Source organism: Streptomyces sp. NPDC030296, assembly GCF_055572815.1.
In genome coordinates this window covers 1-24854 of record NZ_JBVICQ010000009.1, presented here as the reverse complement: position 1 = coordinate 24854, position 24854 = coordinate 1, and the positions used below count along the sequence as shown (strand labels likewise).

The 24854-nt window shown below is 71.7% G+C and carries 22 protein-coding genes; 10 read left to right on the top strand and 12 right to left on the bottom strand.

What is annotated here, in order from left to right; genetic code table 11:
- Positions 1-232: 232 nt before the first annotated feature.
- Positions 233-871 carry an HAD family hydrolase gene (locus ACZ4Z3_RS25300; RefSeq protein WP_468503141.1) on the top strand — a complete coding sequence of 213 codons (639 nt, stop codon included), beginning with the start codon at positions 233-235 and terminating at the stop codon, positions 869-871.
- A gap of 484 nt (positions 872-1355) precedes the next feature.
- Here ACZ4Z3_RS25300 and secD read toward each other — a convergent pair whose 3' ends face one another.
- The 4 genes from secD to ACZ4Z3_RS25280 all read right to left on the bottom strand — a co-directional run bounded on the left by secD (position 1356) and on the right by ACZ4Z3_RS25280 (position 6047).
- Complete coding sequence (gene secD / locus ACZ4Z3_RS25295) at positions 1356-3635, bottom strand: protein translocase subunit SecD (RefSeq protein ID WP_468503140.1); 2280 nt, start codon at positions 3633-3635, stop codon at positions 1356-1358.
- Between the two features lie 72 nt (positions 3636-3707).
- Complete coding sequence (locus tag ACZ4Z3_RS25290) at positions 3708-4130, bottom strand: hypothetical protein (protein ID WP_468503139.1); 423 nt, start codon at positions 4128-4130, stop codon at positions 3708-3710.
- 158 nt (positions 4131-4288) lie between these two features.
- Positions 4289-5092: a response regulator gene (locus ACZ4Z3_RS25285; RefSeq protein WP_468503138.1), complete on the bottom strand. Its 804-nt coding sequence runs from the start codon at positions 5090-5092 to the stop codon at positions 4289-4291.
- Entirely contained in the window at positions 5067-6047 is a 981-nt protein-coding gene (locus ACZ4Z3_RS25280) for a HAMP domain-containing sensor histidine kinase (RefSeq protein WP_468503137.1), read from the bottom strand. The genes ACZ4Z3_RS25285 and ACZ4Z3_RS25280 overlap by 26 nt, the downstream gene beginning before the upstream one ends.
- A gap of 235 nt (positions 6048-6282) precedes the next feature.
- Here ACZ4Z3_RS25280 and ACZ4Z3_RS25275 point away from each other — a divergent pair, with 235 nt between their 5' ends.
- The 4 genes from ACZ4Z3_RS25275 (at position 6283) to ACZ4Z3_RS25260 (ending at position 8413) form a co-directional block, all read left to right on the top strand.
- Complete coding sequence (locus ACZ4Z3_RS25275; RefSeq protein ID WP_468503136.1) at positions 6283-6612, top strand: TraR/DksA family transcriptional regulator; 330 nt, start codon at positions 6283-6285, stop codon at positions 6610-6612.
- A 54-nt stretch (positions 6613-6666) separates the two neighbouring features.
- Entirely contained in the window at positions 6667-7035 is a 369-nt protein-coding gene (locus ACZ4Z3_RS25270) for a TraR/DksA family transcriptional regulator (protein WP_468503135.1), read from the top strand.
- On the top strand, positions 7032-7835 hold the full coding sequence (locus ACZ4Z3_RS25265) for a rod shape-determining protein (protein WP_468503134.1): 804 nt from the start codon (positions 7032-7034) through the stop codon (positions 7833-7835). The genes ACZ4Z3_RS25270 and ACZ4Z3_RS25265 overlap by 4 nt, the downstream gene beginning before the upstream one ends.
- A gap of 341 nt (positions 7836-8176) precedes the next feature.
- Positions 8177-8413, top strand: coding sequence for a hypothetical protein (locus ACZ4Z3_RS25260; RefSeq protein WP_468503133.1), 237 nt, complete (start codon positions 8177-8179; stop codon positions 8411-8413).
- 80 nt (positions 8414-8493) lie between these two features.
- Here ACZ4Z3_RS25260 and ACZ4Z3_RS25255 read toward each other — a convergent pair whose 3' ends face one another.
- Together ACZ4Z3_RS25255 and ACZ4Z3_RS25250 are read right to left on the bottom strand one after the other, a co-directional pair.
- A complete protein-coding gene (locus ACZ4Z3_RS25255) occupies positions 8494-9063 on the bottom strand; it encodes an AMIN-like domain-containing (lipo)protein (protein ID WP_468503132.1) in 570 nt (189 codons plus the stop codon).
- Positions 9064-9166: 103 nt separating this feature from the next.
- The gene (locus ACZ4Z3_RS25250) at positions 9167-10012 is read right to left on the bottom strand and encodes an SDR family oxidoreductase (protein ID WP_468503131.1); all 846 of its coding nucleotides are present in this window, start codon (positions 10010-10012) and stop codon (positions 9167-9169) included.
- A 149-nt stretch (positions 10013-10161) separates the two neighbouring features.
- On the opposite strand from ACZ4Z3_RS25250, the gene ACZ4Z3_RS25245 reads away from it, so the two are divergent.
- Complete coding sequence (locus ACZ4Z3_RS25245; RefSeq protein ID WP_468503130.1) at positions 10162-10572, top strand: winged helix-turn-helix transcriptional regulator; 411 nt, start codon at positions 10162-10164, stop codon at positions 10570-10572.
- A gap of 24 nt (positions 10573-10596) precedes the next feature.
- Here ACZ4Z3_RS25245 and ACZ4Z3_RS25240 read toward each other — a convergent pair whose 3' ends face one another.
- On the bottom strand, positions 10597-12675 hold the full coding sequence (locus tag ACZ4Z3_RS25240; protein WP_468503129.1) for a SpoIIE family protein phosphatase: 2079 nt from the start codon (positions 12673-12675) through the stop codon (positions 10597-10599).
- Between the two features lie 211 nt (positions 12676-12886).
- On the opposite strand from ACZ4Z3_RS25240, the gene ACZ4Z3_RS25235 reads away from it, so the two are divergent.
- Positions 12887-13177: a hypothetical protein gene (locus ACZ4Z3_RS25235; RefSeq protein WP_468503128.1), complete on the top strand. Its 291-nt coding sequence runs from the start codon at positions 12887-12889 to the stop codon at positions 13175-13177.
- 67 nt (positions 13178-13244) lie between these two features.
- On the opposite strand, the gene ACZ4Z3_RS25230 is transcribed toward ACZ4Z3_RS25235, so the two are convergent.
- The 5 genes from ACZ4Z3_RS25230 to araB form a co-directional block, all read right to left on the bottom strand.
- Entirely contained in the window at positions 13245-13451 is a 207-nt protein-coding gene (locus ACZ4Z3_RS25230; RefSeq protein ID WP_468503127.1) for a hypothetical protein, read from the bottom strand.
- Positions 13452-14033: 582 nt separating this feature from the next.
- Positions 14034-14699 (bottom strand): hypothetical protein, encoded by a 666-nt coding sequence (locus ACZ4Z3_RS25225; RefSeq protein ID WP_468503126.1) that lies wholly within the window; start codon positions 14697-14699, stop codon positions 14034-14036.
- Positions 14700-15647: 948 nt separating this feature from the next.
- Positions 15648-16373: an L-ribulose-5-phosphate 4-epimerase AraD gene (araD, locus tag ACZ4Z3_RS25220; RefSeq protein WP_468503125.1), complete on the bottom strand. Its 726-nt coding sequence runs from the start codon at positions 16371-16373 to the stop codon at positions 15648-15650.
- 49 nt (positions 16374-16422) lie between these two features.
- On the bottom strand, positions 16423-17940 hold the full coding sequence (gene araA / locus ACZ4Z3_RS25215; protein ID WP_468503124.1) for an L-arabinose isomerase: 1518 nt from the start codon (positions 17938-17940) through the stop codon (positions 16423-16425).
- Positions 17941-18003: 63 nt separating this feature from the next.
- Positions 18004-19686, bottom strand: coding sequence for a ribulokinase (gene araB, locus ACZ4Z3_RS25210; RefSeq protein ID WP_468503123.1), 1683 nt, complete (start codon positions 19684-19686; stop codon positions 18004-18006).
- A gap of 127 nt (positions 19687-19813) precedes the next feature.
- Between araB and ACZ4Z3_RS25205 the strand changes: the two genes are divergently transcribed.
- From ACZ4Z3_RS25205 to ACZ4Z3_RS25195, 3 genes are all read left to right on the top strand, one after another.
- Positions 19814-20026, top strand: coding sequence for a hypothetical protein (locus tag ACZ4Z3_RS25205; protein ID WP_468503122.1), 213 nt, complete (start codon positions 19814-19816; stop codon positions 20024-20026).
- Between the two features lie 1067 nt (positions 20027-21093).
- Complete coding sequence (locus tag ACZ4Z3_RS25200; RefSeq protein ID WP_468503121.1) at positions 21094-22599, top strand: ABC transporter substrate-binding protein; 1506 nt, start codon at positions 21094-21096, stop codon at positions 22597-22599.
- Between the two features lie 5 nt (positions 22600-22604).
- Positions 22605-24563 carry an ABC transporter permease subunit gene (locus ACZ4Z3_RS25195; protein WP_468503120.1) on the top strand — a complete coding sequence of 653 codons (1959 nt, stop codon included), beginning with the start codon at positions 22605-22607 and terminating at the stop codon, positions 24561-24563.
- The last annotated feature ends 291 nt before the right edge of the window (positions 24564-24854 follow it).

The window sequence follows — 24854 nt, the reverse complement described above, 5'->3', positions numbered from 1 at the left end:
TGCCGGCGGTGCGCAGCCGATGTTCGGCGTCGGGACAGAGTTCGTGTACGCAGTGTCTGACGCACGGGCAGTGTTCGACGCGCGGGTACGGTCACGCCAAGCCCCCCTCAGGACCGATGGGATGATCACTCCCCACCGTCTGCCCAAGATCGCAGCCTTCATCGTCCGCACCGGCTTCGGCCGCACCTGTCATGATCGACACGTGACCACTGAAGCTGGGGGGCCTGGCCGCATGAAGGTAGTCCTGTTCGATGTCGACGGCACGTTGATCGACGCGGTGCGCAACCAGCGCCGGGTCTGGGAGACCTGGGCGGCGCGTTACGGGCTGGATGCCGACGAGGTCTACCGGGTGGCGCTGCGGACGCGGCCGATGGAGACGTTCGCTCAGGTAGCCGCGGGCCGTGAGCCGAGCGAGTGCCTGGCCCTGCTGCACGAGCTGGAGGACGAGGACGTACGGTCCGGCGTCTACGCGGCCTTCCAAGGCGCGTCGGAGTTGCTGCACGGTCTGCCGCCGGGTGCCTGGGCGTTGGTGACCTCCAACTACGAGCACCGGGTGCGCGGCCGTTTCGCGCGTACGGGCCTGCCCGTGCCGGACGTGATCGTGGACGCGGCCGCAGTGGAAGAGGGCAAGCCCTCTCCCGTGCCCTATCTGCGAGCCGCCGCACGGCTGGGCGCCCGGCCCGCGGACTGCCTGGTCATCGAGGACGCCCCGTCCGGGGTGCGGTCCGGGCTGCGCGCCGGGATGACCGTGTGGGGCGTGAACGCCGCCGCCGCGGTGGAGGGCGTTCATCGCCACTTCGTCACGCTGAGTGAAGCAGTTCCCCACATCCTCGCCTGGGCGGCCGGGCCGCAGAGGAATGCCGCGGTCTGAGTCCGGACGCCGGGTTGCGCGAAGGGGCCTGGTCGTGTCTTCTCGGGGTGGGCGAGCACCGCGTCAGCCGCGCTGCCTCGCCAGGAATTCGATCAGTTTGACCTCGCTCCGTTCGAGGCGCTCCCGCTGCTCGCGAGGCAGTGACCCCAAGGCGTCGACCAGGAACCGCTCTCTGGGGACGTGCACCATCGCCCCCGCGTAGACCCGGCAGCCGAGGCACCAGGCCAGTCCTACGCAGCGCTCGAACATGGGGGACTCGGACGGGTAGTGGCGGTACTGGTACGAGCGAACGGGTGTTCCGCAGGTCGCGCAGATCCGTCGCTCACCGTCCTGGACCGTCTCCCAGGTTCCGACCTTCCGCCACCGGTACCTGTCGTCAGGTGCTCTTCACATCGTCATGTCGGCCATCCTCCCTCATGAGACGGCCGTTCGCCGAGGATCGGTGTCCCCGTGGCCGTCTCACGCGGTTCTGACACGTCGGCAGTCATGCGGGCTCGGGGGCCGCCCGCTTGGTCAGGGGGCGTGGGTGCAGTTCCACGGCCAACGGGGCGGCGGTGAAGACGGACGAGTACGTGCCGACGGCCAGGCCGACGAGCAGGGCGAGGGCGAAGTCGGTCAGGGCGTCGTCGGCGAGGACGGCGAGGGCGGTGAGGATGAGGGCCGCGCCCGTCCCCGTGTTGACGGTACGGGGCAGGGTCTGCAGGATCGCCCGGTCGGTCAGGCGGGCCAGGGAGGCGGTGCGGTCGCGGGCGAGGAGTTCGCGTACGCGGTCGAAGAGGACGACGGAGTCGTTGACCGAGTAGCCGATGACGGTGAGCAGGGCGGCCAGGAAGACGCCGTCGACGGGCTTGCCGAGCCAGGCGAACACGCCGACGAGAATCAGCACGTCATGGGCGAGTGCGCCGACGGCCGCGGTGGCGAACCTCCAACGGAAGCGGACCGACAGATAGGCCAGTTGGGCACCGAGGGCCAGGCTGAGGGCGATGAGGGCGTCGCGGCGCAGCTCGTCCCCCAGGGTGGGGCCGATCAGTTCGTCGCGGCCCTTCTCCGCGTCACCGCCGAGCCCGGCGATGGTGTCGGTGACGGCGGCCGTGTCGGCGTCGGTCAGGTCCTCGGCGCGGACCGTGAGCCGGCCGTCACCGGAGGACTGGACGAGTGCGCGCGGAAATCCGGCGTCGGCGAGGGCGGCGCGGGCCCGGTCCGGATCCACGGGGGCGCTGGTCGTGTACTCGACGAGGCGGCCGCCGGTGAACTCGATGCCGAAGTCGAGGCCGCGCACCAGGATGCCCGAGGCCGTCACGACGAGGAGGGCGGCGGAGGCCACCAGCCAGCGGCGCGGATGCCGCATCAGTTGCGGAGCGCGGCGCAGCAGACGGTCGCGGACCCAGCCGGTGTGCGCGATGCCGGTGACGTGGGGGCGGCGGTGGACGGCGGCGCGGCTCGCGGCGTACTCGGCGAGCACGCGGGAGATCAGCAGGGCGCTGACCATGGAGGCGAGGACGCCGATGCCGAGGGTGACACCGAAGCCGCGCACCGGGCCGGAGGCGAAGGCGAACAGCAGGCAGGCGGCGATCAGCGTGGTGATGTTGGAGTCGGCGATGGCGCTCAGCGCCCCGCGGAACCCGGCGGCCAGCGCCGAGCGGGTACTGGGGCGGTTGCGGTGGGCGTGTTCTTCGCGGGCGCGTTCGAAGACCAGGATGTTGGCGTCGACGGCCATGCCGATGGCGAGGACGAACCCGGCGAGACCGGGCAGGGTCAGCGTCGCTCCGAGCGCGGCCAGGGCGGCGTACGAGATCAGTCCGTAGCAGGTCAGGGCGAGGGTCGCGAGCAGGCCCATGAGCCGGTAGACGGCGATGACGAACAGCGCGGTCAGCGACGTGCCGATGACGGCGGCCCGGGCGGCCGCGGTGATGGCCGCGTCGCCGAGGGTGGCGCCGATGGTGCGCTGTTCGATGACCTCCACCGGTACGGGGAGGGCGCCCCCGGAGATGAGCAGGGCCAGTTCGCGGGCCTCGGTGGCGTCGAAGGAGCCGGTGATCTGCGTGGTGCCGCCTGCGATGCCGGCCCCGCAGGTCACGGCGGACCCGACCTGCGGCGACGAAATGATCTTGCCGTCGAGGACGATGGCGACACGGCGCTTCGGGTCGCCCGCCGGGTGGCAGGCGGCGTCGGCCGTGATCCCGGTCCAGCGGTCGCGGCCGGTGTCGGTGAAGTCGATGGTGACGTGCCATCCGGCGCCGGTCTGCTGGTCGACGCGGGCGTCGGCGCTCCTGACGTCGCGACCGGTCAGCTCGGCGGCCTTCAGTCGCAGGGGCTGTCCGGTCTCGTCCGGCAGCACCCGCGCGTCGGTGGGATCGGCCGGGATCGCGGTGGTCTCGGCGTCCTCGGTCTGGCCGAGGACCTCGTGAACGGTGAGTTGCGCGGTACGGCCCAGGACGTCGGTGGCCTTCTTCGGATCCTGGACGCCGGGGAGTTCGACGAGGACGCGGTGGTCGCCCGAGCGGACGAGGGTGGGTTCGGCGACGCCGAGCGCGTCGATACGGCCGCGCAGTACCTCCACGGTGCGATCGGTGGCCTCAGGACTCGCCCCGGCGGCAGGCGTGGAACGGGTCTCCAGCACGATCTGGCTGCCCCCGCGCAGGTCGAGTCCGAGACGGACCGGCACGGTCAGCGCGATGGCCAGCGATCCGGCGATCACCGCGAGGGCGAGCAACGCACGGGTGCGCGACGGACGCGTGCGCAGCAAGCGGTTGTGGCGTTTCAAGACGAGCCTCCGGCAGGCATGCCGCGGCAGCCGCTGCGCGGCCGCGACGGAAAGAGGAAGGAAGGAAGTTGCTCAGTTGCCGGTGGCAGCCGGAGGCGCCCGGCCCCGGTCGTCGGCCGACCGGCCGGGAGAAACGGCCGGGTACGTGGACGGGGCGGCGTCGTACGTCTCCTCGGCCGGGAGGAGGTGGGGATCGCGGGGGTCGGTGGCGTGGTGTTCCGGGAGTGTGGGGCGCTCGCCGAGATGTCCTTGCCGGGCCAGGACTTGAACCGCGCAGTCGAAGGCACAGGAGGCGTCCGCGCGGGGAGACGCGGAGGGCGCGGAAGGTGTGAAGGGCGCCGAAGGCGTGGCGAGCGCGGAAGGTGCGGAGAGCGAGGTGGGCCCGGGCAGCGCGGAGGTCGCCGACATCGCCGTCGTCAGGACGGCGAGGAGCAGCACCAGTACCGCGGCGAACCGCTGACCGGTGGCCGGGACGGCGCGGACGGCTTGGCGCATGCGTCGTCCCCTTCTGGTTCTGGGTGGTCGGAGTCGGGTGACGGGCCGGGACGGAGGTGCCGCCCTCGTCCGGGTCCCCGGTGGGTCGGGAGGTCGGGCAGGACGCGGCGTCCCGGCTCGGTCACCGCCCTGGCCGGGCCGGTGACGGACGGCGGAGGTCAGGGTTCGATGAGTCCCGCGCGGATCGCGTACCGGGTCAGTTCCAGCCGGTCGCGCAGGCCGAGCTTGTGCAGCAGGTTGGCCCGGTGGCGATGCACCGTCTTGATGCTGATGACGAGGATGTCGGCGATGTCCTTGGAGGAGTGGCCCTCGGCGACGAGTTTGAGGACCTCTTCCTCCCGTGGTGTGAGGAGGTTGTCGGCGTTCTCCTCGCCGTGGCGGACCCGGTCGAGGTAGTTGCGGATCAGGGCGGTGACCGCGCCGGGGTAGAGGAACGGCTCGTCGCGCATCGCCGCACGGCACGCGGCGACCAGATCGCGGTCGGCGACGGACTTCAGGACATAGCCGCCGGCACCTGCCTTGAGGGCCTGGAACAGGTACTGCTCGTTGTCGTGCATGGTGAGCATCAGGATGCGCAGGCCCGGCTTGAGCGTGGCCAGCGCGCGGGTCGCCTGCAGGCCGGTCATCCGTGGCATGGCGATGTCCAGGACGGCCAGGTCGATGTCCTGGCCGCGGGCCGCCTCGACGGCCTCCGCACCGTCCCCGGCCTCCGCGACGACCCGCAGATCCGGTTCCCGCTCCAGGATCAGGCGGACGCCACGCCGGACGAGGGCGTGGTCGTCGGCCAGCAGGATCCGGATCGGCGTCGCCGAGGCCGCGGGGCCGGGGCTGTAGGGGGCCGAGGCCGTGGTGCTGTCCGTCGACTCGGGGCCCGAGGCCGCGGCGGCCTCGGGCGGCAGGACCGTGGCGGGGTCAGGCGGCAGGGCGGTGGCGGGGTCAGGCGGCGGGGCCGGGGCGGGCATGGTCGCTGCTCTCTGGGGACGGGGTGGTGAGGCGGATCCGGGTTCCGGTGCCGGGAGTGGAGGTGAGGTGCAGGGCGGCTCCGGCGAGCAGGGCCCGTTCGCGCATGCCGCGGATACCGGCGCCCTCGCACGGGGCCTCGATGCCGCGGCCGTCGTCGGTGATCTCCAGCACGGCCGCTTCTCCCTCGCGGCGCAGACTCACGTCGACGCGGCGGGCGTCGGCGTGGCGGGCCGCGTTCGTCAGGCTCTCCTGCGCCACCCGGTACAGGACGAGTTCGGTCTCCGGGCGGAGGGCGGGCAGGTCGGTGCCGAAGCGACGCACGACGTGCAGACCGGTGTGGGTGGCGAAGTCCTGGGTGAGCGAGGTCAGGGCGCTGACCAGGCCGAGGTCGTCCAGTACGCCCGGGCGCAGCCGGCGTACCAGGCGGCGGACCTCGTCAAGGCTGTCCCGGGTGATCTCCTGTGCCTGCCGCAGCTCGTCACGGAGCGGTTCGTCGGCGTCGTCGGCGGCCCGTTCGAGCACCAGCAGGATCGCGGTCATGCTCTGTCCGACCTCGTCGTGCAGTTCCTGGGCGATACGGCGGCGTTCCGCCTCCTGGGCGAGCAGGACCCGCGCGCTGGAGGTGGCGCGCTCGTGCTCCAGCCGGTCGAGCATGGCGTTGAACGTGCGGATCAGTTCGCTCACCTCGCCGCCGGCGCCGGGCACGGGCAGTCGCTGGCCGGGCCGCAGCAGATCGACGGTGGCCATCAGCCGGGTCAGCCGGTCCAGCGGGGCCAGGCCCAGACGGAGCAGGGCGGCGTTGGCGACGAGCATGACGGCGAGGCCGCCCACCAGGATGAACGCCTCGGTCAGCAGGACCGGTACGGAGACGGTCACCGGAGCCCACAGCAGCAGTGCCGTAGCGGTGCCCAGCACCAGGGCGTTGAGCCCGAAGATCCGCCAGAACAGCGACACCGGGAAAACGCCTCCCTCCGCGAAGTCTGTGATTATGACCGTTCCCCCCACTCTGCCTTGAATTGCAGGAGGAATCGAGGGGGAACGGCACCCATATCGGAGGTCGCCGGGTACCCATGCCCATGGATACCGCGATTCCGGGAAATGGAGCCCGCGCCCGATGGGATCTCGGCACGCGGACGAGCAGAGTCGAAGGTGACCGAGTCGTCGGCCCTCTTTCGGAAGGACCCTTCCCGTGCCCCTGGACCCCTCCCGGACCGATTCCCGTCCCGCACGCCTGACCGCGCACGACGCGCGGCAACGTCTCGAACACGCCCGCACCAGCCGCATCGCCCAGCTCCGGGCACTGCGTGAGAGTGGGCAGAGCGCGGAGGACCCCCTGATGTCGGCGCAGGCCGACGCGATCGGCAAGGTCCTCAAGGAGATCGACGCGGCCTTCGCCCGCATCGACGAGGGCACCTACGGCACATGCGTGGGCTGCTCCGCGCCGGTCCCCGCGGAGCGCCTGGAGATCCTCCCGTACACGCGGCACTGCGTCACCTGCCAGCGCCGCGCCACCGCCTGATCCACCCCGCCGTCCCGCCCGTAACAGTCTCCCGCCCTGCTCACAAGGGGTGAAGTGGTGAACCACCAGACCATCGGCGTCCAGGCCACGCATCTGTCGCCCGAGGACCTCGCCGCGCTGCAGGAGAACCTGCACGAGCAACTCCTGTTCCGTCGAGAACAGCTGGGGCAGATCGCCGCGGCGTCCCGCACCGAGGACCTGCGCCGGCGCCGCTGCCCGGCGCAGGACGAAGTCCATGTGAAGCTCACCGCGTCCGCGCGTATGGTCCTCGCCGACGTCGAGGCGGCGTTGCGGCGCCTCGCCGAGGGCCGCTACGGCGTCTGCCACCTGTGCCGGCGCCCCGTCGAGCGCGAACGGCTGACGGTCGTACCGCAGGCCCGCTACTGCGGGCGGTGTCAGCAGGTGTGGGAGGCCGGGCGATGACCGTCGTCCGCCGTCCCCGCGCCGCGTTCCCGGCCGGGCACCGGCCGTGGCCGCAGTGCCGGCGGTGCTGCGGCCTCGCCCTCGACCTGGGCAGCCTGCGCACCCGCGCGTGGATCGCCGGCCGCGGCGTGATCCTCGACGTGCCCACGGTGACCTGCCCGGGCGCCGACGCGATGTACCCGATCCAGCGCGGCACGATCGTGGACGTCCCCGGGACGGCCCGCATGCTCGACCGGCTGCTCGGTCACCGCCTGCCCGCCGTCACCCGCCCGTTGGTGGTGGTCACGACACCCGTGCTGGGCGGTCCCGTCTACCGGGAACGGGCCCGCACCGCCGTGGAGGTGCTGCGGCCACGCGCCGTGCTGACCGTGCCCACGGCCCGCGCCGTCGCCCGCGCCGCCCGGGCCGACCTGTCGCGTCCGCTGCTGGTCGTGGACATCGGTGCGCATCTCACCGAGGTCGTCCTCCTCTGCGACGGCCTCGTCTTCGACGCCCGCCGCACGGCCCTCGGCACCGCCGACATCTCCCGCGCCGGTGGCCCCGAGGCGATCGTCGAAGCGATCACCACGATGGTCACCTCGATGCTCCGGCAGGACCGTACCTCCCTCACCGCCGACGCGCTGAGCGGGGGCGTGCTGCTGGCGGGTGGTGGTGCTCTGCGCCGGGACATCACCTACCGGCTCGGCGGCAGCCTCCGCACGTCGATGCGGGTGGTCCCGGCGCCGCACACGGCTGCCCTCCGCGGCGCCGCCGCCTTTCTCCGGTCCGCGCACGCCCACCCGTCGGCGGACGACGCGTAGTCCGCGGTGGACCGGCGTCTTCCGGGAGCCGGCACCGCGGGAAGCGCGGTGGACGCGCGCAGTGGAGCGCGAGGTCGCCGAGGCTGAGGGGGAGGCACCGAGTGGCGCCGGGGGCGGGGGTGTGGACGCCAGGACCGGAGGGGCCGGGTCCGGCCTGTCGGCGGGGGTCGTACCGCTGGTCGGCGGAGTGCCTGGCCGCGGGTGTCCGCGGTGGGATGAACGCGCAGGCCAGGGCACCGAGATGGGCGTGAGGACCACGCCCCCCGGGGCGCCGGCCCCGAGTGACGCATCGCCGACGCCCGTCGACCTGCCGGCCGACTGACCACACGCGGGAGACCCACGTGAGATACCGGAAGACTCTGCCCTGGCTTGCCGCCGTCGCCTTCCTCGCGACCGCCTGCGGCGGTACGTCCGCCTCCGGCACCGACGCCTCGTCGACGACGTCCTCCGCTGCCGACGCTCCGTCCGGCGCCGAGGAGAAGCGGAACAAGGCGCTGGTTCTGCGCCTGTACACGGAGGCGTTCAACAAGGGCCGGACCGAGGTGGTGAAGGAGCTCGTCGCCGCCGACAGCCAGTAGCCCGGCAGCCGAGGCGCAGCCGGCCCCGGCCGCCGGCCGTCGGGAGGCGGTGCGCCCGGCGGCCGGTCAGCGGCGGTGGCTCACCAGGTGTGGGCCACGTCCACCACGAGACGCCCGTCCAACTGCTGCACCCGGAAGGGCAGACGGGCCCGCACTCCGAGTCCGAACTGCGTCTGGCCCTCGAAGGAGCCGCCGAACTTCGCGTCCCGGAAAGTGCGGTAACCCGTGAGGTTCACACCCGGCAGGGGCTTCCCGACCTTGCCGGGGTAGGTGGGAGCGCCGGAGTCGTAGGCCGGTGCGCGCACCACGACCTCCAGGATGGCGCCGCCGGTGACCGGGATGACCTCGCCGGTCGGGTCCTGGATCAGCCGGTCCACGTACTGCACGGTGTAGCCGAGCTGGTCGGCGGACGCGCCGGGGACGTCGACGACGAACCGGTCGTAGCACTCGTGGCGGCCGGTCCTGGCGTTCGTGATGTACTCGCCCGCCGTGCTGGACCAGCCCGTCTTGGCGAGACTGCCCCAACCGGTCGGGCACGCGGCCGCCGCGCGCGGGGCGGCGGCGGGGGCGGCCACGCTCGGTACCACGGCCGCACCCAGTGCGGCGGTCACGAGGGCGGCGGTCACACAGACCGTTCTGCTTCTGATCATCCTGTTCCCCCCAAGGGTACGAATGTCGGACATCAGGGGAGACATTCGGATCGGCCCGACGGTTGCACTCCGCTTACCGGAAAGTGGAAACTCCGCGCCAGGACTAACGGAAGGCGGCGACGTGGCGTCGGGCCCAGTCGTCGAACGTGCGGGCGGGGCGGCCGAGGAGCTGCTCGACGGTGGGGCTGACCCGCTGTTCGGCCGGGGTGGGCTCGCCGAGGATCGTCAGCGTCGTCTCCACCACCGGCTCGGGCATGAAGCGCAGCATCTGCGCGCGGGCCTCCTCACGGGTCTGCTCGACGAAGCGGACGGGTTCGCCGAGTGCGCCGGCCAGCGCCTCCGCCCGTTGGCGGGGCGTGGTGAGCGCGGGTCCGGTCAACTCGTGGACCCGTCCGGTGTGGTGGTCCTCCCGCAGGGCTGCGGCGGCGACCTCGGCGATGTCGTCGGGGTCGATGGTCGGCAGGCCGACGTCGGCGAAGGGCGCGCTGACGGTCCGCTCGGCGCGGACGGTCTCGGCCCACGCGTAGGCGTTGGAGTGGAAGCCGCCGGGGCGCAGGATCGTCCAGGCCATGCCCGACTCCCGGACGGCGTCCTCGATGGCGCGCGCGACGTCACCGTGGGAGGCCGAACCGGGCCGGGTCGCCACTCCCTGGGAGGACAACAGGACGACCCGCTCGACGCCGCCCGCCTTGGCGACGTCGAGGACGTCCCGGGTGCTCAGCAGGTGCGCGCTGGGGCCGCCGTTCTGCAGGAACAGCGCGTCGGCGCCGTCGAACACGGGCCGAAGGCTCTCGGGATCGGTCAGGTCGGCCCGTACGTGCTCGACCTTCTCCGGCACATCGGCATCGGAGATCCCGCGGGATGTCGCGGTCACCCGTGTACCGGACGCCGCGAGGGTCCGCACCAGTGATCGGCCCACGTTGCCGGTCGCCCCCGTCACAACAAACATGAACAACTCCCTTGTCGATGAGTCAGGTTGTCGCCGCCCGAATGGGCGGGGCCGTCGCCCGGGAGCTGCTCTCCGGGCGACATGGGGACGCTAACACCGTCGGTATAGTAGGTACCTAGAGGAAAGTGGCTATCCCGAAGGGGCGTTCAATGGCGGGCGACACCGACTGGGTGGCAGCGGCCACCACCGACCCCGAACTCGCCTGCCCGACCAGCGCGGTCATCGACATCGTGTTCAGCCGCTGGACCACGCCGATCCTGTGGACCCTCCACACGGAGGGCCGGCAGCGGTTCGTCGAACTGCAACGGCGGATCGGCACGATCACCCCGAAGGTGCTGACCCAGCGGCTGCGGCAACTGGAACGCGACGGCCTGGTCGAGCGCACGTACCACCCGGAGGTGCCCCCCAGGGTGGAGTACGAGATCACCGACCTGGGCCGCAGCCTGGCCCCCCTCTTCGCACACCTCGCCACGTGGGCCGCCGGCAACCTGGACAAGGTCGAACAGGCCCGCCACGACTTCGACACCGACCCGTCGCGGGGCGCTCACTGGTCCCCTTGACGGCTCTCTCCGGCGATGTGACCGCTATCCCTGTCGCTGGCCGTTCGCGCGGCGGGCCAGGAGAAGGGCCACGTCGTCGTCCGGCTCGGGGGTGAGCGCCGCGAGCAGCAGGTCGCAGGTCTGCTCCAGGGGGAGCCGGGTGTCGTCGAGGACGCGCAGTACGTTGTGCAGTCCCGCGTCGACGGACATCTCGTGACTCTCCACCAGGCCGTCCGTGAACAGGGCGAGCAGGGCCCCCTCGGCGAGTTCGTGCTCGCCGACGGTGAAGGGGACGCCGCCCACCCCGAGGGGGACACCGGCGGCGATGTCGAGGAGTTCGGCCTTCCCGTGCGGGCCCACCAGGACCGGCGGGAGATGGCCCGCACGGGAGAGTTCGCAGCGGCCGCGGCGAGGGTCGCAGACGACGTAGAGGCAGGTGGCCAGGGTGTCGGAGTCGCCGAGGGAGGCGGTGAGGCCGTCCAGGTGGTGCAGCAGCTCCGCGGGGGGCAGGTCGAGCCGGGCCAGGGCGCGGGTGGCCGTACGGAGCTGGCCCATGATCGCCGCAGCGTGCACCCCCTTGCCCATCACGTCCCCGACGACGAGCCCGATCTTGCCGTCGTGGAGAGGCAGCACGTCGAACCAGTCCCCGCCCACCTCGCTGATGGCGGGCCGGTAGCGCGAGGCGACCTCCATGCCGCCGTGGTGCGGCGGCGCCTGGGACAGCAGACTGCGCTGGAGGGTGAGCGCGATGTCCCGTTCCCGTCCGTACAGCCGCGCGTTGTCGATGCTGATGGCGGCGCGCGCCGCCAGTTCGACGGCGAGGGTGACGTCCTGGTCGTCGAACGGGCGGGGGTTGACCGTGCGGCACAGACTGAGGGTGCCCAGGACCTCGCCGCGGGCCATCAGGGGCACGGCCAGATAGGAGTGGACGCCGGCGCTCCGCAGGGTCTCGGCCGCGGCGTCGTCGCGGGCGATGCGCCGCAGCACCGTGTCGTCGACGTGTTCCCGCAGGATGGGGCGTGCCTCGCGGACGCACTGGGTGACGATCCGGGACGGGCTGTACAGAGCGGGCTGCCCCACCGGATCGGCGGCCTCGACCGCGTCCGTGGGGTGGCTCGCTTTGAGGGCGAGGGCCCAGAAGTCGAGGGAACCGTCCGCGCGGGGCGCGGCCGAGCCGCCCGGGTTGACGACGGCGGCGAGGGCGTCCACGGCCGCGAGGTCGGCGAGCTGGGGCACGGCCACGTCCGCCAGCTCGCGTGCCGTCCGGCGCAGGTCGAGCGTGGTGCCGATGCGGACGCCGGCGTCGGCGATCACCGCCAGCCGCTCGCGCGCCTGCGCGACCTCGGCCGCCGCCCGCTCCCGCTCGGAGACGTCCAGGACGGAGATCGCCAGGCCCAGTACCCGCCCGTTCGGGTCCTCGATGCGGTGGTACGACTCCGAGAAGGCGTGCTCCTCGGCGTCGGCTTCCGTATGACCGACCGTCTGCTGGTCCAACAGCGGCTCACCCGTTCGCAGGACGTAGCGCATCCGCGACTCGATGGCGTCGACATCGAGGGCGGGCAGCACCTCGCCGACGCGGCGGCCCAGCACGGCCTCCGCGGGCACTCCGTTGATGCGTTCCAGCGACGGGTTGACGCGCAGCCATCGGAGGTCCGGGTCGAAGACGGCGATCCCCACCGGCGACTGACTGACCAGGATGTGCGAGATCGCCAGGTCGCGTTCGACGTTGCGGACGGTCTCCGCGTCGGCGCCCAGGCCGAGGGCGAAGATGTCGCCCTCGGCGTCGCGCAGCTGCATGGTGCGGAACTCGACACGGCGGGTTGAGCCGTCCTTGTGCCGCACCGGGAAGACCCCCGCCCAGCGCGCCCCGGTGCGGACGCTTCTGAACAGTTCTCGCGCCCGCTCCTGGTTCTCCGGGGCGACGAGCAGCGCGCCCGCGTCCTGGCCCAGCGCCTCCTCGGCGGGAAATCCGAGGAGTGACTCCGCTTCGGGGCTCCACAGTGCGATCCGGCCGTCGCTGCCCAGGACGAGCGCCGCTACGCGCAGTACGTCGAGCAGCCCGCCGGGCGCGGCCGTGACGCCGTCCTGCCAGCCGCTGTCGGCCCGGGTCTCTCGCTCGGGCATACCGGACGCTCCTTCCGGCGGCAGCACGGGAACCGGTCCCCTGCTGCCGGGCCCCCTGTCAGTCATACCTCCGACCCCGCGCCACCGCACGCCATCACCGTCCATGCCGAGCGGGCTCGGCACCGTCGCGAGGATCGGAACGGTCCGGAGGGTGGATCACCATGCGGGGAAAGTCCACGTACCTTCAGTACGTGAACGACGGGGGAAGCGGATGACGGACCCGGCGATCCAGCGCATCATGCTCGTCGACGGTCCTGCCGTGCTGGGCTGGAGCGAGTGGCGGGCCATGAACGAGACGACGTCGGGGCGGCACCTGGCGCAGGTGCTCGGGCGGCTGATCGAGGGGGGCGATCACCGCGCAGCCGGTCGAGCCCTCACCCATCTGCTGTCGGGCGCGATGAACGAGGCGGCACTGTGGCTGGCCGCCTCGAAGGACCCCGCCGACCTCGACGACACGCAGAACGCCCTGGTGGCGATGTTGCAGGCCCTCCGGGTGACCTGAAACGGGCCGGTGCCCCGCCGCGCGCGCACGCGGCGGGGCACCTCGCTGGTGCGGGCGGGCGGGCCGGTCAGGCCACGTCGAGGGGACGGCCCGCGCGGTGTGCGCAGGCGTAGCAGCCGCCCTGACCGCGGCGGATGTTGTTGAGCGCGGGTGTGCCGATGTGACCGCAGGTCAGGCAGCGGCACCTCCATGGGTCCCGCACCCGTCCGGGGAACGGCTCCAGCGACTCCATGCCGACCGCCCGCATCTCCGCCTCGGCCGCCGCGCGGTCCACCGGGGCCCGCCCGGCGCAGGCTCGGCAGCCGCCCTTGCCTGCGCGGATCCCGAACAGCCTCGGCTGGACGGTAGGGCCGCACACGACGTGGGGGCACGGCCACCGGACCCTGGCCCCCGGGTACGGTTCCAGCGGTTCGAAGCCCGCGGCGCGCATGTCGGCCTCGGCCTGCGCCCGGCCGGCCGCCCGTCGCCGCTCCCCTGCGGCGATGCGTCCGCAGTGGCGGCATCCCGCGCCGGCGCCTATGCGTACCGACGTGAACGTGGGCCTGCTCGGATTCGAGAACGACTGGTACGTCGGCCTCCGCCGACCGGAGCCCCCGTACTACGAGCTCGCCCTGGTCGACGCGGCCCACGAGACGATCCCGGACGCCTACCGCCGCCCCGCCCAGGGCGTCCTGCTCAACTTCGAGGTGCCCGACATCGACGCCGAGTACGCCCGGGTCGTGGAGGAGTCCGGGCTGAAGCCCGAACTCCCCCTGAGCAGTATTGGACCGCCACGAAGGAGTTTTCCCCAGCTCGGCCCGACGGTCCGGGTCAGGGCTGGGGCTCCTGCGTGCTGCCGGCGGCGGGGTACGACAGGTCAGTCGTCGTTTCTGGCGTTCTCGCTCGGCAGGAACCTCTGGCGAGCCCAGAGGCACAGCAGTGCCGTCCCGCCGGCCAGCAGCGGCACCGGGTCCTGGGCAAGCGGAGCCAGCACGTATCCCAGCGCTGTGGCCGTGCACACCGTCAGGGGAACGAACGCCGCCGCTCCCTCCATCCCCCATCGCAGCGCTGGCTGAGCGGTGCCGAGAGCGCTCGACCCCCCAGGCACCCACGGGCCGACAGCGACCACCAGAAGTCCCACGGTGACGCAGACGTCGACCAGCGGGCCGGACATCAGCCCGCTGCCGTCCGGCCCGCCGGCCCACAGTCGCAGGGTGTCGCCGGCCAGGGTGAGGGACAACCCGGCGATGGAGACCCACAGGGTGGCTCTCCTGTCGCTGCGTACGAGACGGCGCAGGGCGAACAGGAAGCTGAGGAAGACGACTTCCGCGGTCCACAGGACACCGACCAGTCCCGTTCCCAGCCGCCAGCCGTCACCGGCTCCGCGCAACAGTACCCATCCCGTCATGAAGACGGCTCCGGCGGTGACGACCCCGTCGAGCACACGGCGCAGCAGTACGTGCCGGCCTGTGCCGGCGTCGGCCGCGACCACCAGGCCGGCCATCCCCAGGCCGACCGTCAGCGTCACTCCGGTGACGACCACCGAACCCAGGAGCGATCGCGCGTCCCATCCCGAAGCCGAGGGCCGGGACGACAGCACGGCGACCGCTCCCCGGTACATACCCGCGGCGACCGCGGAACCCCCCAACAACAGCAGGCGCGTTCGTACCCGTCCGCCCGCTCCCTTCGCCCGGAGCACCATGGAGGCTGCCAACCCCCAGCACGCGAGGGATGGCCCGAAACCCAGCATCCGCGCCGTCCCGCTGGCGGCGGCCCACAACCCGCCGAACGTCAGCGCCGTTCCCACGAGGCATGCCACACCGACCGCGCCCCAGGTCCGACGGCGGCGGCCCGACCAGGGCCTGAGCGCGCCCAGTGCCTTCCCCAACCCCGGCATCAGGCGCGCCCTTTCATCCGTCTGCCGCCCCGGGGCCTCCCACTCAACCCCAGGGTCCGTTTCGGCAACCGTAATGACCCGGCACCGGCCCCGTACGAAACCGTCGGTTCATTCACTCGTACTGCGTAAGGGCGCCAGTCGACCTCGATACTTCGGACTGAGGAGCCGTCGGAACCGTCGACCGGGCGTCAGCCGCAGCTGTCGCCCCCGGAGAGAGTTGCCGGGTGGCCGTTGCCGACCTTCCGCACGCAGTCCATGGCCAGGACACGGGCGGTGTCGACGGCCCGCTTGTCCAGCTCGGTCCATTCGAGGTCGGTGGAGGTCGGCTCGGTACTCCCCCTGGCTCAGGGCTTCTTCAGCGCGCTGTTCTCACATGGCTGGGCGCCGGTGACGGGGTGTCTGCCGGGCGTTGTGGAGGGTGGTGCTGTCGCAACGTTCGACCTGAGCTTCCTACGGGCCTCGCGGCCTCGGCTCTGGCCGGCCTCCCGCCCCGTACGACCCGGTGATGGGGGCGTACAGGGCCGGCCGGGCGATCGGTGCTGGCCGCGGCGAGGGCGGACGACGTCCACCGGCGTGCGGGGACGGCCGCTGCGCTCATCCGGCCGGTGCGGGAGTGGGGTTGCCGTAGTAGGCGTCGGGGCCGTGTTTGCGGGTGTAGTGGCGGTCGAGGAGGTGCGGGGGCGGCGGGGCGGTCGGAGACAGGGCCAGGGTGTGGAGGGCGATGTCGGCGACGGCCTCGCAGACGATGGCGTGTTCGAGGGACTTGCGGGCGGTGGCGCCCCAGGTGAACGGGCCGTGGCCCGCGACCAGGGCCGCGGGTACCTCCACGGCCTTCTGGTCGTCCTCCTGAAGCATGTCCACGATCACGCGGCCGGTGTTGTACTCGTAGTCCTTCGCGCACTGCTCGGCGGTGAGGTCGGGAGTGCAGGGGATGGGGCCGTTGAAGGTGTCGGCGTGGGTGGTCCCCAGCACCGGTATCTCCCGGCGGGCCTGGGCGAAGGCGACGGCGTGGGTGGAGTGGGTGTGGGTGACGCCGCCGATGGAGGGGAAAGCCAGGTAGAGGCAGCGGTGGGTCTCGGTGTCGGTGGAGGGGCGCAGGTCTCCGTCGACCACCTCGCCGTCGGAGAGGCGGACGGTCACCAGGTGGTCGAGGGCGAGATCCTCGTAGGGCACGCCGGAGGGCTTGATGACGAAGACGCCCGCCTCACGGTCGACGCCGCTCACATTGCCCCAGGTCAGCGTCGCCAGGCCGACCTGGGGGATGGCCAGGTTGGCGTGCAGCACCTCTTGGCGCAGGCCGTCGCGGACTCGTACGGTCATCGGTCGTCGTCTCCTTGGATACGGATCCGGTTCTTGGGCTGCACCGCTGTCACAGGGCCTGGGCGAGGCGGTGGTAGGCGGCGTTCCAGCGGACTTCCTTGGCGAACTGCTCGATGCTGGTGTTCTCGTCGATGGTGAGCAGCTCGACGCCGGACATGGCGGCGTAGTCGGTGAGTGTCTCGATGTCGACGGCCGAGCTGAGCACGGTGTGGTGCGGGGCTCCGGCGAGCAGCCAGCTCTCGGCGGACTCCGCGAGAGAGGGACGGGGCTTCCACACGGCGCGGGCCACCGGCAGACGGTGCAGCGGCTCGCTGGGGCTGATGACGTCCACGGCGTTGGCGGTCAGCCGGAACCGGTCGCCGAGGTCGGAGAGGCCGACGACGACCGCTTCTCCGGGCGCCGCGTCGAAGACCAGGCGGACGGGGTCCTCGCGGCCGCCGATGGAGAGGGGATGGATCTCGCAGCTGGGGCGGGCGGATGCGATGGAGGGGCAGACCTCCAGCATGTGGGCGCCGAGGACGCGTGGGGTGCCCGGGCCGAGGTGGTAGGTGTAGTCCTCCATGAAGGAGGTGCCGCCGGGCAGCCCGGCGCCCATGACCTTGATCGTGCGCAGCAGGGCGGAGGTCTTCCAGTCGCCCTCGCCGCCGAAGCCGTAGCCGTCGGCCATCAGCCGCTGGACCGCGAGGCCGGGCAGCTGGCGCAGGCCGCCGAGGTCCTCGAAGTTGGTGGTGAAGGCGGTGAAGCCGCCTTCGGTGAGGAAGGTCCGCAAGCCGGCCTCGATACGGGCCGCGTAGAGCAGGGAGTCGTGGTGGATTCCGCCGGGGCGCAGCGCCGCGACCACGTCGTACGACTCGACGTACTCCTCCGCGAGTTCGGCCGCCACCTTGTCCTCGACCGCGTCCACGACTGCGACGAGGTCGTTGACGGCGTAGGTGTTCACGGAGAAGCCGAACCGCAGCTGGGCCTCCACCTTGTCGCCTTCGGTGACGGCGACGTCGCGCATGTTGTCGCCGAAGCGGGCGAGGCGCAGGGTGCGCGCGGTGTGACGGCCGACGGCGGCGCGGGCCCAGGCCGAGACGCGTCGGATGACTCGCGGGTCGGTGGCGTGCCCGGCGACGATCTTGCGGTCGATGCCCACCCGGGACTCGATGTGGCCGAACTCGCGGTCGCCGTGCGCGGCTTGGTTGAGGTTCATGAAGTCCATGTCGATGCTCGGCCAGGGCAGCGACAGGTTGTACTGGGTGTGCAGGTGCAGGAGCGGCCGGTCCAGGACGCTGAGTCCGCCGATCCACATCTTGGCGGGCGAGAAGGTGTGCATCCACGCGATCACGCCCACGCAGGTGTCGGAGGCGCTCGCCTCCTGGCAGATCCGCCGGATCGACTCGGCGTTGGTGAGGACCGGCTTCCACACGATCCTGACCGGCAGCTTGTCGGGGCGGCCGAGGGTCTCGCAGATGTTCCGGGACTGGTCGGCCACCTGACGCAGGACGTCGTCGCCGTACAGGCCCTGGCTTCCGGTGAGGAACCAGATCTCGTGCTCGGGGTAGGGGGTGGTGCTGGTGTTCATGAGGGTTTCCTTTCAGGGTGACGACCACCGGGGAGGCGGGGGTCGTCGGGCACAGGGAGTCGCTCAGGCGGACGCCTCGGCGCGGATCCGGCGCAGTCGGTGCATGACGTCGTTGGCGCCGCGCCCGAAGTAGTCGTGCAGGAGCTGGTATTCGGCGTACAGACGGTCGTAGGCCGCGGCCCGCTCCGGGTCGGGTTGGTAGACGCCCGCACGCGCCTTGCCCATGGCCTGGGCGGCGGCCCGGATGTCCGGGTACGCCCCCGCCGCGACAGCCGCGTGCATCGCCGAGCCGAGAGCGGGTCCCTGGGCGGAGTCGATCACACCGAGGGGACGGCGGGTGACGTCGGCGTAGATCTGCATCAGCAGCGCGTTCTTCGTCAGGCCGCCCGCGATGATCAGTTCCTGGACCGGCACGCCCGCGGTCTCGAAGGTCTCGATGATGGTGCGGGTGCCGAAGGCGGTGGCTTCCAGCAGCGCCCGGTAGACGTCCTCCGGGCGGGTGGAAAGGGTCAGGCCCACCAGGACTCCGCTGAGGTCGTGGTCGACCAGGACGCTGCGGTTGCCGCTCTGCCAGTCCAGAGCGATCAGTCCGTGCTGGCCGATCTCCTGTTCGGCCGCCAGGGCCGTCAGGTGTTCGTGTGCGTTCCGTCCGAGCGCGGCGGCGTCCTTGGCGTACGACTCGGGGAAGCCGGTGCGGATGAACCAGCCGAAGATGTCGCCGACGCCGCTCTGCCCGGCCTCGTAGCCCCACAGGCCCGGCAGGATGCCGCCGTCGACGACCCCGCACATGCCCGGGACCTCGGCCCACTGGTCGGAGCTCATGACGTGGCAGGTCGAGGTGCCCATGATGGCCACCATCCGGCCCGGTTCGACGGCCGTGGCGGCGGGCGCCGTCACATGGGCGTCGACGTTGCCGACGCAGACCGCGATGCCTTCGGGCAGACCCGTCCACGCGGCGGCCTCGGCCGTCAACGTGCCTGCCAGGTCGCCCAGTTGACCGATGGGGTGGTCCAGCTTGGTGGTCACGAAGTCGGCGAAGCCGGGATTGAGCGCGGCGAGGTACTCGGGGGAAGGGTAGGTGCCGTCCTGGTACTGGCCCTTGTAACCGGCGGTGCAGGCGTTGCGGACGTAGGTGCCGGACAGCCGCCACACGATCCAGTCGGCGGCCTCGATCCAGCGGTCCGTCAGCTCGTAGAGCTCGGGGTCCTCCTCCAGCAGTTGCAGTGCCTTGGCGAACTCCCACTCCGAGGAGATCTTCCCGCCGTACCGCTTCAGCCACGGCTCCTTGCGCTCCGCGGCCAGGTCGGTGATCCGGTCGGCCTGGGCTTGCGCCGCGTGGTGGCGCCACAGCTTGACGTAGGCGTGCGGGCGGCCGGTGAGGTGCGGCAGTTCGCACAGCGGGGTGCCGTCGGTGAGTACCGGCAGCATCGTGCAGGCGGTGAAGTCCGTGCCGATCCCGATGACCTGCTCCGGCCGCACACCCGCTCGAGCCAGCGCCTGCGGTACGGCGACACGCAGGACGTCGATGTAGTCCGAGGGCACCTGCAGGGCCCAGTCGGGCGGCAGCGGGGTCCCGTCGGGCAGCTCCCGGTCGAGGACGGCGTGGGTGTAGGGGTGGTCGGCTGAGGCGAGTTCGGTGCCGTCGGACACGCGAACCACGACGGCCCGTCCGGACAGCGTCCCGTAGTCGACTCCGATGACGTAGGTGTCGGACTGCGGCTGTTGCGTGTGTTCGACGGTCACCATCTATCGTCTTTCTATTCGGTATTTCGTACGTCGTTCGAATTGACGGACAAAGCGAAGAAGTGAGATCCGGGAAGGCGGGAAGCCGACCGGGGCCCAGGCCACACCCCTGTCGGCACGGCGTCCACCATTGAGCGGCGCGACGGCCACCTTGTCGACGCCGGGCGCGAAGGTGGAGGAGTTGAAGAAGGTGATGATGCTGTTGCCGGCGTTGATCGCGACCGGGACCGCCAGGCCCCAGAAGTTCGAGCAGCCCCAGGAGTACCGCCGCCAGCCGGGAGACCGCCATCCGCCCACCCCCGCCGGAGACATACGCCAGAGCGTGACACTGGTGGACCAGTGACGGGCACTGAACACGTACCGCCCCCTTCGGCGCTGTCCGATATGTCGAACAGCGTGCGTAACTTCGAACCGTGAGGGAAAAGATAAGTTTCAGCCATAAGCCCGTCAATGGAACCGGCCAGTAAGTTCCGATTGGTTCCTGCCACACCCGTTACCCGGGCAGCACTCACACCTCATGAGGACGGCGCTCCCCCCGGCCCGGCCGGCCCGGCCGGCCCGGCCGGGGATCATCTGGCCGCCAGCCGAGACGACCGGCTCCTCGTGACCGACACACCGCCTCTCCGCTGCGGCGCCTGGGGGCCGCCACCAAACGGAACCAGCAATGGGAAACCGAGACACGCCGAAGAAGAAATCTTCCGCCGTCATCGGGCCCCGTCGACCGACAGCGTCACGGACACCGTTCACCACACATCGCCCCAGGTCAGCAGGCCGCAAGTCACAAGTCGCAACAGCTCAAGGCAACGGGAGGAAGCGGAGCATCGCCACAGACACAATGGGCCTTGCCCCTGCCGTGCCGGTCACCGCAGCGAGCGTGCAGGACTCCATCGCCGGCACTCAGCTCCTGCACCACGTCACGGCCGGACATCCCCGCATCCGCGGGAGGCAGGTCGACGGCGGCTACCGCCAGCACCTCGTCGAGCACGCCGCGGCATGGGCATCGACATGGATGGCTCACGCTCCACCGCCGCCTGGCCCGCGACTACGAAACCCGGCCCGCCCGCTCCGAAGTCATGATCCATATCGCTATGCCGACACCGCAGACCAAACAGGGTTCCGGGATGAAACAACGGGAGAAAACGACACGGCCTTGCTCCCTCCCTCGCCCATGCGGTCAGCTCGGCGGGAACAGCCCGACGGCGTTCGAGGACGTCGGCGGCACCAAGGATCAAGGGCCCCGTGCAGACGGAAGCCGTCCACGCAGACCACGAAGGTGACGGGCCCCACCCGGACTCCAGGAAGCGAAGCCTGACTTCGAGGCCCTTGACCCTTCAAATGGAAACGATAACCACTTACGCTAGTGGCCGATCTTCGCATGCAACGACAAGCTCGAAAGTACGCCGCGACATCATGAGAACACCTCGCCTTCGGCTGATAGCCGGCCTCCTGCTCACCCCGCTGCTCGTCGGCTGTTTCTCCTCCTTGGGCGAGAACTCGTCCTCGGACTCCCCCGGCTCCGGTGAGGGCGGACGCCTGCGGGTCGCGCTCGCCTTCCCGCCCACGCAGAACTACTCCCCGTACGGTCAGGACGCCTTCAGCCTGGCCCGGCTCGGTGTGTCCGAGGGCCTGACCCGCCTGGACGCCAACGGCACCGCCGTACCCGCGCTCGCCGAGTCCTGGAGCAGTGAAGAGGGCGGCAAGAGCTGGGTGTTCAACCTGCGGGACGCCAAGTTCCAGGACGGCACGGACGTCACCGCGAAGGCCGTCGCCTCCGCGCTGACCCACGCCACCGCAGCCGAGCCCGCCCCGCCGGCCATCTCCGGTGTGAAGCTCACCGCCGAGGCCGTCGGCGACCGCCAGGTCAGGGTCACCACCGCCGCCGCCGATCCGGTGCTGCCCCTGCGGCTGTCCAACCCGAGCCTGGCGGTGTTCTCCGCGAAGGCGTACGGCAAGGACGGCAAGGTGAACCCGGTCGGCACCGCCACCGGCCCGTTCGAGCTCACCAGGATCACCGGTGACACGGCGGCCACCCTCGACCGCTACGACGACTACTGGGGCGGCCGCGCCCAGGCGTCCGGCATCGACGTGAAGTTCGTCTCGGACGGCACTGCCCGCGCCAACGGCCTGCGGACCGGTGACGTCGACATCGCCGAATCGATCCCCGTCGCCCAGGTCGCCTCCCTGGACAAGGGCACCGCCCACGAGGTCAACACGGCCCGGAACATCGGCCTCCACCTCAACACACAGAAGGGCGCCTTCACCGACGCCGGGCTGCGGGCCGCCGTACGCGAGGCGCTCGACAGCTCCGCCGTCGCCAAGGGTGTGTACGACGGGTACGCCGAGCCCGCCAAGGGGTTGTTCGGCCCCGCGCTGACCTGGGCGTCCGGCAAGCGGTCCGAGCCGACCGGCCGGGCGAAGGCCACCGGCCCCAAGGGCAGGAGCATCAGCATCGCCACCTACGACGACCGGCCGGAACTGCCCGAGACCGCCCAGGTGCTGCAACAGCAGCTCCGGAAGGCGGGGTTCAAGGTGAAGCTGGAGGTGCGCACCTACGCACGCCTCGAAAGCGACCTGCTGGCCAAGAAGTTCGACGCCGTTGTCGCCACCCGCAACATGATGCTCGACACCGGCGACCCGGTCACCGTCCTGGCCAGCGACTACACCTGCGACGGCTCGTACAACCTGTCGTTCCTGTGCGACAAGAAGGTCGACGAGCTGGTCGCCGACGCCCAGGCCGAGTCCGACCCGGGCAAGCGGCAGGACGCCGCGATGAAGGCGGAGGCCGCGATCCTCGGCGCCGACGCGGTGGTCCCCCTGGCCCACCTGAAGGCCGTGACGGGGATCGGTACGTCCGTCGAGGGAGTCGTACTCGATCCGTACGAGCGGCAGCTCGTCGGCACCGGTACCCGGCGCTGAACCCCATGGCCAGACCCATCCCCGCCGCCCTGCGCGCGCTCGCGCGGGGCGGCGCCCCCACGCTGCTGTGGCGGGCCCTGCTGACCGCCGGGCTGGTGTGCGCGATCGGCCTGCTGCCGTGGCTGGCACGCACCGACCCCGCGCTGACCGTCCTCAAGGCCCGTTCGGCGGAGCGCGACCCGACCCCCGAGACGCTGCGGGCCATCCGGGACCAACTCGGCCTGGACGACGGCCCTGTGGCACTGCTCGGCCGCTGGCTGGGCGGGCTGCTGCAGGGGGACGCGGGCCGGTCGTGGGTGTCCGACACCGAGGTGCTGCCCGCCGCCGCACAGGCACTCGGTGTGTCCCTGCTGCTGATGGCGGGGGCCGTTCTGGTCGCCCTGGCCACCGTCACGGTGGTGTGCGCCCGCACTCTGAGGCTCGGCTCCCGCCGCCGCCTCGGCACGGGCGGCCCGGGCGGTACCGGATCGGCGGTGCTGGCCGCGCTGCCCGAGTTCCTCATCGCCTCCGTGCTGGCCTCGGTCGTCGGCGTGCAGCTGGGGTGGCTGCCCGCCCTCGGCTGGTACGGCCCCCAGTGGATGGTCCTGCCCTCGCTCGCCCTCGGCCTGCCCGCCGGTGCCCTCCTCGGGCGCATGCTGGACGATCTGCTGCCCGCGGCGTTCGCCGAGCCCTGGGCTCTGGCCGCCGCCGCGCGCGGAGTGCCACCCGCATCCGTGGCCCGGCAGGCGCTGCGCCGCTGTGTACCCGGGCTGCTGCCCAACCTGGGGCTGTTCGTGGTCGGCCTGACCGGTGGCTCGGTCGCCATCGAGCAGATCTTCGACATCCCGGGACTTGGCCGGCTCACCCTGCGTGCCGCGCTCGCCCAGGACCTGCCCGTCCTGCAGACCGGCACGCTCGCCCTCGTCGCGCTAGCGGCAGCGGCGGCTCTGCTGGCCCGGCTGGGAGTGCGGTGGCTGACGGGGCCCGCACTGCGCGACGGCGCCCTGCACTCCCTGCACCGGCCCGCCCGGCCCGCCCCGCGCGTCGTACCTGTCGTCCACGCGCTGGTGCTCGCCACCGTCATCGGGCTCGGCCTGCCACGCGACCCGCTCGCCCTGGACACCACCGCCAAACTCCAAGCCCCCTCCACGGCACACCCGTTCGGCACCGACGCGCTCGGCCGTGACGTCCTCGCCCGCGTCGCACACGGCGCACTCGACACCCTCGGCATCGCCCTCGTGGTGAGCGCCGCCGCCCTCCTGACCGGCGTCCTGCTGGGCCTGTTGCCCCGCCTGTCCGGGCCCCTGGTCGACACCGTCAACGCCGTACCACCCGTCCTCGCCGGCCTCCTCGTCACCGGCATCACGGGCAGCGGCCCGTGGACCCCGGCCCTCGCGGTCGTCGTCGTCGCCTGGTCCCCGTTGGCCACCCACACCTCCTCCCTCCTGCGACAGGAGCGCGCCACCCTCCATCTGACCGCGACCCGCGCCCTCGGCGCCGGCCGCTGGTACCTGCTCCGGCACGACCTGCTCCCCGCCGTCCTGCCACCCGTCGTCCGCCACGCCCTGCTCCGGCTGCCCGGCATCGCCCTGAGTCTCGCCGCCCTCGGCTTCCTCGGCCTCGGCTCCCAGCCGCCGTCCCCCGAATGGGGCCTGCTGCTCGCCGAGAACCAGCCGTACGTCGAACGTGCCCCCTGGGCCGTCCTCGCCCCGGCCGCCGCCCTCGCCCTCCTCGGCGCGCTCGCCGTGACCGCGGCGGGCGGTGTGCGTCTGCCCCGGCGGAATCCGAATCGTCCGCCGGGCGCACGGCCCGGCTCCGCCGCCCCGCGGGTGACGCCGGGCACGGAGCCGCCGCGTGCTGACGCCACTCTCACCGCCGTATCCGCCTCCCCCACAGCTGGTGCCAGATGCGCTATGGACACTGCTCAGGCGTGTGGCTCCACCGAGGGAGGTCATACGCCCGCAGGCCTGGCGGCCGACGGATGACGGGTGACGGTTGACCGCGAATGCCTCGCCTCGATCGTCTTCGTTCGGCACTTCGTCCAGGAGCCAGGATGGACAGAGGCGCATGCGGTTCGAGGGCGCTCGACGTAAAGTATTGACAATCGTTTCCATCTACTCCACTCTTATTACATCTGGTCGACAATCGACAAAGCGGCACGCTGCTCCGCTCTGAAGCACTAGGAGGACCCAGTGGTATTCGATGCCAAGCCCAAGTTCGTGACGTTCGACATGAACGGCACGCTGATCAAGTTCAGCATCAACGACACGATGCGC

Bases quoted from the DNA above. Each gene is read 5' to 3' on its own strand.
- ACZ4Z3_RS25300 (WP_468503141.1), top strand. From the start codon at position 233: ATGAAGGTAGTCCTGTTCGATGTCGACGGCACGTTGATCGACGCGGTG.
- ACZ4Z3_RS25290 (WP_468503139.1), bottom strand. From the start codon at position 4,130: ATGCGCCAAGCCGTCCGCGCCGTCCCGGCCACCGGTCAGCGGTTCGCC.
- ACZ4Z3_RS25285 (WP_468503138.1), bottom strand. From the start codon at position 5,092: ATGCCCGCCCCGGCCCCGCCGCCTGACCCCGCCACCGCCCTGCCGCCT.
- ACZ4Z3_RS25265 (WP_468503134.1), top strand. From the start codon at position 7,032: ATGACCGTCGTCCGCCGTCCCCGCGCCGCGTTCCCGGCCGGGCACCGG.
- ACZ4Z3_RS25255 (WP_468503132.1), bottom strand. From the start codon at position 9,063: ATGATCAGAAGCAGAACGGTCTGTGTGACCGCCGCCCTCGTGACCGCC.
- ACZ4Z3_RS25250 (WP_468503131.1), bottom strand. From the start codon at position 10,012: ATGTTTGTTGTGACGGGGGCGACCGGCAACGTGGGCCGATCACTGGTG.
- ACZ4Z3_RS25245 (WP_468503130.1), top strand. From the start codon at position 10,162: ATGGCGGGCGACACCGACTGGGTGGCAGCGGCCACCACCGACCCCGAA.
- ACZ4Z3_RS25240 (WP_468503129.1), bottom strand. From the start codon at position 12,675: ATGCCCGAGCGAGAGACCCGGGCCGACAGCGGCTGGCAGGACGGCGTC.
- ACZ4Z3_RS25235 (WP_468503128.1), top strand. From the start codon at position 12,887: ATGACGGACCCGGCGATCCAGCGCATCATGCTCGTCGACGGTCCTGCC.
- araD (WP_468503125.1), bottom strand. From the start codon at position 16,373: ATGACCGTACGAGTCCGCGACGGCCTGCGCCAAGAGGTGCTGCACGCC.
- araA (WP_468503124.1), bottom strand. From the start codon at position 17,940: ATGAACACCAGCACCACCCCCTACCCCGAGCACGAGATCTGGTTCCTC.
- araB (WP_468503123.1), bottom strand. From the start codon at position 19,686: ATGGTGACCGTCGAACACACGCAACAGCCGCAGTCCGACACCTACGTC.
- ACZ4Z3_RS25200 (WP_468503121.1), top strand. From the start codon at position 21,094: ATGAGAACACCTCGCCTTCGGCTGATAGCCGGCCTCCTGCTCACCCCG.
- ACZ4Z3_RS25195 (WP_468503120.1), top strand. From the start codon at position 22,605: ATGGCCAGACCCATCCCCGCCGCCCTGCGCGCGCTCGCGCGGGGCGGC.